Below are 5277 nucleotides of genomic sequence, written 5' to 3'. Positions count from 1 at the left end.
GCCGGGCGCCCCAATGGCACGATCGATCCCGCCGCAGGCTTGCGGATCGACGTGCTGGTGTCTAATCCGCCGTACATACCGGCGGCGGATATTCCCGGCTTGCAGCCGGAGGTGCGCGATTACGAGCCGAGGCTCGCGCTTGTGGGCGGCGACGACGGCTTGGAGCCGTACCGCCGGATGGCGGCGCAGCTCCCGCTGCTTGCGCAGCTGCCGCGCATCGTCGGCTTCGAGCTTGGCATCGGCCAAGCGGAGGCAGTAGCTGATTTGCTGAGGGGTATCGGGTATTGGGATGACATCCGAATCATCACGGACTACGGCGGCATCGACAGGCATGTTCTGGCTGTGAAGAGTGAAGAGTTGTCTTAGCACTCTGTATCAGATCCTTCGTCCCCGTGGACTTCGATGAAGGTTGGCTTATTGTTTTATTGGTTTTTTGATTTAAGCTTCATTGCACTTGGTACAATGAGATTGGTCTGCTTAGTGCGGAGAGATAGAAGTCGTTGCATAACGTGCAATGAGAATACAAGAATGGCTGATGAATAGGGGGAATTTGACGAGTAAGCTGATTTTACGTTGTATGGATTACAATGAGTTGCTTCTCTTACGGACCGGTAAGTCCATCTCATTGTACATAATGCAATGAGATAGCCGTTTGCTCGTACCATCTTGCTCTTTCATTGACAAAGTGGTCTTCCAGAAGTCATCCGATGACTTCTGGAAGGCCTTTTTTATCTTAATTAAAGTTCCTTAAGACGTTTGCCGAAGGTTAAACGGATCCCATCAGGTGATTGCGAGCGCTGCCCTAATGCGCTGATGAATATCAATAGATCGAATTTTAATCGAATGATAGGTTTATAGATTCCCTCTCGCGGACATAATGTCGGATAGATACGTTCCGGAACGCAAGCTGGAGCGCCGACGGGCGCCTGAGAGGGGCTTGTGTATATGATCCGCCTTCATTCCTATTATTCGATTGGTACCGTTCCTTCCGTTGATTCCTTGAAACAAGCTAATAAGCGGCCCAGCCGCTTCGCATATCGTCCGATGTACGGATATCTTATCCTTGCTTTGTTCGTGCTCGTCATGAGCTGGGAACAGCTTCGCACCGACGCTGCGGCGGTCGAAGGAGCGATTCCGGAACAGTCGATCCGGCTGCGCATTCTGGCGAACTCCGACAGTCCAGTCGATCAAGCAGTGAAACGGCACGTGAGAGACGCCGTCGTAAACGCGATGAACGGCTGGGTTAGCGGTCCGGCAACAATAGAGGATGCGCGTGCGACAATACGGACCCATATGAGCGAGTTGGAAGCGGTTATCGAGCAAGAGCTGCAGTCGAGGGGATTCGAATACGGCTTCCATGCTGAGCTCGCAGTCGTTCCATTCCCGACGAAAATGTACGGCAGCCGAGTCTATCCGGCGGGAGATTACGAAGCGCTCCGCATTACGCTCGGCAAGGGCGCGGGTCAGAACTGGTGGTGCGTCCTGTTCCCTCCGCTCTGCTTCGTGGATGCGGCATCGGGTGAAGCGGCGCCGGCGGATTCCCAAGCGGCAGATAAGAAGGAAGCGGCGACGGACAAGACGGAAGCGAAGAATGCGGATAAGAAGGCAGACAAGAAGGCGGATCAGGCCGCCACGGCCAAAGCGAGCACGCTGAAAGCGAAAGCAGGAGACGGCGGAGCACAGACGAAGCTGGCGAAGGCAGACAGCGAAGGCAAACAAGCGAAGCAGGATAAGCAGACGCAGGACGGCGAAGCGCCGAAAGCGAAATTTTTTATCGTCGAATTGATCGAAGCAATTATCCGTTTTTTCAAGAACTTATTCTCTTAATTATTCCCCCATTAAATGTGTATCTTATAACGATTCCGCCGGTCTGCGCGAGCAGCCGGCTTTCATGTGTTATAATACAGGAAACTATTGATTACCTAGATCGAGGACTATCTATGACGACGAACAAAATGACTTCCCTATGGCGTGTGCAACCCGGCGCAAACGACCCGGCCGCGCGGTCGGCGATTGCGGCTGCTGCGCAGATGCTTCGGGACGGCGGCACCGTTGCGTTTCCGACGGAAACGGTATATGGACTTGGAGCGGATGCCCGGCGTACGGAAGCGGTCGAGCAAGTATTCGCGGCCAAGGGCCGTCCGTCTGACAATCCGCTCATCGTTCATATTGCGGACGAATCGCAGCTTGCAGAGCTTGTGCTGCCTTATGGAGAGACGGATCGGGCGCTGATGGAACGCTTCTGGCCGGGGCCGCTGACGATTGTGCTTCCGGCTATTCCGGGCGCTGTATCGCCTCGCGTTACGGCGGGGCTGGATACGGTGGCGGTCCGTATGCCGCTGCACGATGTCGCGCTGCGGCTCATTGCGGAGGCGGATTGCCCCGTGGCGGCGCCTAGCGCCAACCGTTCCGGACGGCCGAGCCCTACGCTTGCGGAGCATGTCCGCGAAGATTTGGACGGCCGCATCGACGGTCTGGTCGACGGCGGTCCGACTGGCGTCGGTCTTGAATCGACCGTCGTGATGACGGAGGGGCCAGGAGTCGTCCGGATATTGCGTCCGGGCGGCGTGACGCCGGCTATGCTCCGCGAAGTGGCGAAGACTGTACTGTTCGATGAATCGCTTGACGGGATTGGCGGAGAGCATACGAATCCCCAAACAGCCGTTCACGGTTCAGACGCTGCCGAGCCGCCTTCTGGACTCGGCTTATCCGTCGATGCTGCTGCGCCGCGTTCCCCGGGGATGAAATATGCGCACTACGCCCCCGAAGGGGAGATGGTGCTGGTGAGCGGCGCAGCTTCCGCCGTCCGTGATTATATTCGCCGCGAAGCAGAAGCGGCTTCGGCGCGGGGCGAAGTGACCGGCGTGCTTACCTACGAGGAGCACCGGAACGATTATGCCGCGGACGCCGTTGTCGCATGCGGCCGTCTTGGCCAGCTGGAGACGGCTGCGCAAGGGCTGTATGCCGCGCTGCGCGAATTCGACGCGCGAGGCGTGCAGCGCATCTGGGCGGAGGCCTGTCCGGGCGACGGCATTGGGCTTGCGCTCATGAACCGGCTTGCTAAGGCGGCAGGAGGACGGGTCGTCTCCGTCTGAACAGAACCGACATGAAACATTAAGATGGTGCTAGTCCGCATTCCGTGAACATGAAACCCCGCTCGTCCGCATAAAGTGTACAACTAATGCGGTGATGCGGGGAGAGATGAATGAATATGCTATTGGAATCGGGTATGGGAACCGGACAGCTGCTAACACTGCTTATTATGGCTGTTGCGCTCGGGATGGATGCTTTCTCTCTCGGTGTGGGCATCGGCATGAGAGGGATTCGGCTGAAGCGTATTCTGGCGCTCAGCTCCATCATAGCGTTATTCCATGTTCTTATGCCGCTTGCCGGCATGTATGCTGGACAATACGTCAGCGGCTTGCTCGGAGCTGTCGCATCCCGTGCGTCAGGCGTGCTGCTGCTGCTGCTCGGCGGCCACATGGTGTACAACTCGTTTCGCGGCGACAATGTGCAATCGGTTAACCATCAGACGGTGTGGGGCATGCTGCTGTTCGCGTTCAGTGTAAGCGTCGATTCGTTTTCTGTCGGCGTCTCGCTCGGCATGTTCGCTGTCGATATTATAACGGCGGTGCTGCTGTTTGGCTTGTTCGGCGGCTTGATGTCCGTTCTCGGACTGATGCTTGGCAGGCGCGCGAGCCAAAGTCTCGGCGATTACGGCGAGGCGTGCGGCGGCATCATTTTGCTTACGTTCGGATTGTTATTTGTGTTCTAACGGAAAGGGGATTGTTCGCTCTTGAAACGGATATTGTTTGTATGCACCGGCAATACGTGCCGGTCGCCGATGGCGGAGGCGATATTGCGCAGTCGTGCGGCGAGCCGCTCGCTCGATATCGAAGTACGGTCCGCAGGCGTATCGACGGTCGACGGCATGCCGATATCCGCCAATGCCCTAGAGGCGCTTCGCCGCAAGCAGATCGACCATCGGGGCGCAAGCCGCATGCTTGCCGAGCAGGCGGTCGGATGGGCGGATTTGATTCTGACGATGACGTCGGCACATAAGCGGGGATTGCTCGGACGTTTCCCTAATGCAATCGACAAAACGCACACGCTGCTGGAATACGCTGTACCGGATTCTTCGGTGCTCCACGATTTGAACGAACTGGAGCGTCTGTATACAGAATGGCATATGAAGCAGGCGCTGGGGCAGCAGATGCCGGAGGAAGACCGTAAGCGCATGATCGAGCTGGAGAAAAAAATACCGAGCTTCGACATCGCCGATCCGTTCGGAGGTCCATTGCCTCTCTATGAGAGCTGCGCCGCAGAGATCGAACAAGCGGTGGACAGGCTGCTGGACAAACTGGCGGACGATCGCCCGGGACTGCGGTAGGAACGGTCTGTTCCCGTACTGCTCTTACGTTTTAGGATTGATTTATGCCGCTCTTTGGAGTATTATGAAATCAAATTCAACGGTTTCCGATGTAACTGGCGACGAAGTGGGATACCACAGTGGAGCATCGGAATATACGGCCGGTCGCCTGGGCAAAGAGCATCGCGCAATGGAGCGCGTTATGCTCTTTTTTGCTTTTTTTCGGGTCATTCGTGCTGTCGTGTAATGCGGACAAATTAGGTATAATAAAGCGGGACAACTGCATTCTTAACGAACCTAAAGGAGGACTCCCCTCATGAAAATCGCAATTGGAGCCGACCATGGCGGCTACCGTCTGAAAGAAATTATCGTACCTTTCATCGAATCGCTCGGCCACGAAGTGAAAGATGTTGGCTGCACGTGCGAGCAATCTGTCGACTATCCGGATTACGCGCTTCCGGTATGCGACGCTGTCATCAGCGGTGAAGCGGACCGCGGCATTCTGATCTGCGGTACAGGCATCGGCATGTCGATCGCGGCGAACAAAGTGCCAGGCATTCGCTGCGCACTCGTTCACGATATGTTCTCGGCGCAAGCGACACGCGACCATAACGACACGAACGTGCTGGCGATGGGCGAGCGTATTATCGGCCCTGGTGTAGCACAAGAAATTGTCCGCATCTGGATCGAGACGCCGTTCTCGAACGGCGAGCGCCACGTCGGACGCTTGAACAAAGTGAAGCAAATCGAAGCGAAGTACGAGCTGCATCCTTAATGACCGGCAATGGCAAGGAGGCGTGAGCGATGAACGAACAAGATGTATCGAACGCGGAGGCAGCCGGGCTTGATTCCCGGCTGGCGGAGTCTATCGAACAAGCCGTTCGCACGGTCGTGAGCGAGCTTGCCGC

General features: G+C 56.5%; 5 protein-coding genes, 1 pseudogene and 1 riboswitch. All 6 genes and pseudogenes read left to right on the top strand.

Annotation, left to right across the window (positions count from 1 at the left end; genetic code table 11):
- Positions 1-366 (top strand): annotated as a pseudogene (locus tag PKO01S_RS28190) (protein-(glutamine-N5) methyltransferase, release factor-specific); the annotation flags it as partial.
- A gap of 579 nt (positions 367-945) precedes the next feature.
- Positions 946-1827, top strand: coding sequence for a stage II sporulation protein R (gene spoIIR, locus PKO01S_RS28185; RefSeq protein WP_127534760.1), 882 nt, complete (start codon positions 946-948; stop codon positions 1825-1827).
- A 113-nt stretch (positions 1828-1940) separates the two neighbouring features.
- Positions 1941-3095, top strand: a complete 1155-nt coding sequence (locus PKO01S_RS28180) for an L-threonylcarbamoyladenylate synthase (protein ID WP_127534759.1) — start codon at positions 1941-1943, stop codon at positions 3093-3095.
- A gap of 116 nt (positions 3096-3211) precedes the next feature.
- The gene (locus tag PKO01S_RS28175; RefSeq protein WP_127534761.1) at positions 3212-3775 is read left to right on the top strand and encodes a manganese efflux pump MntP; all 564 of its coding nucleotides are present in this window, start codon (positions 3212-3214) and stop codon (positions 3773-3775) included.
- Positions 3776-3796: 21 nt separating this feature from the next.
- The gene (locus PKO01S_RS28170; protein ID WP_127534758.1) at positions 3797-4390 is read left to right on the top strand and encodes a low molecular weight protein arginine phosphatase; all 594 of its coding nucleotides are present in this window, start codon (positions 3797-3799) and stop codon (positions 4388-4390) included.
- Between the two features lie 81 nt (positions 4391-4471).
- Positions 4472-4551: riboswitch (ZMP/ZTP riboswitch) on the top strand.
- Between the two features lie 134 nt (positions 4552-4685).
- A complete protein-coding gene (rpiB, locus tag PKO01S_RS28165) occupies positions 4686-5144 on the top strand; it encodes a ribose 5-phosphate isomerase B (protein ID WP_127534757.1) in 459 nt (152 codons plus the stop codon).
- The last annotated feature ends 133 nt before the right edge of the window (positions 5145-5277 follow it).

The organism is Paenibacillus kobensis NBRC 15729, from assembly GCF_004000825.1.
GTDB lineage: Bacteria > Bacillota > Bacilli > Paenibacillales > Paenibacillaceae > Paenibacillus_T > Paenibacillus_T kobensis.
This window is presented reverse-complemented; position numbering and strand designations above follow the sequence as displayed.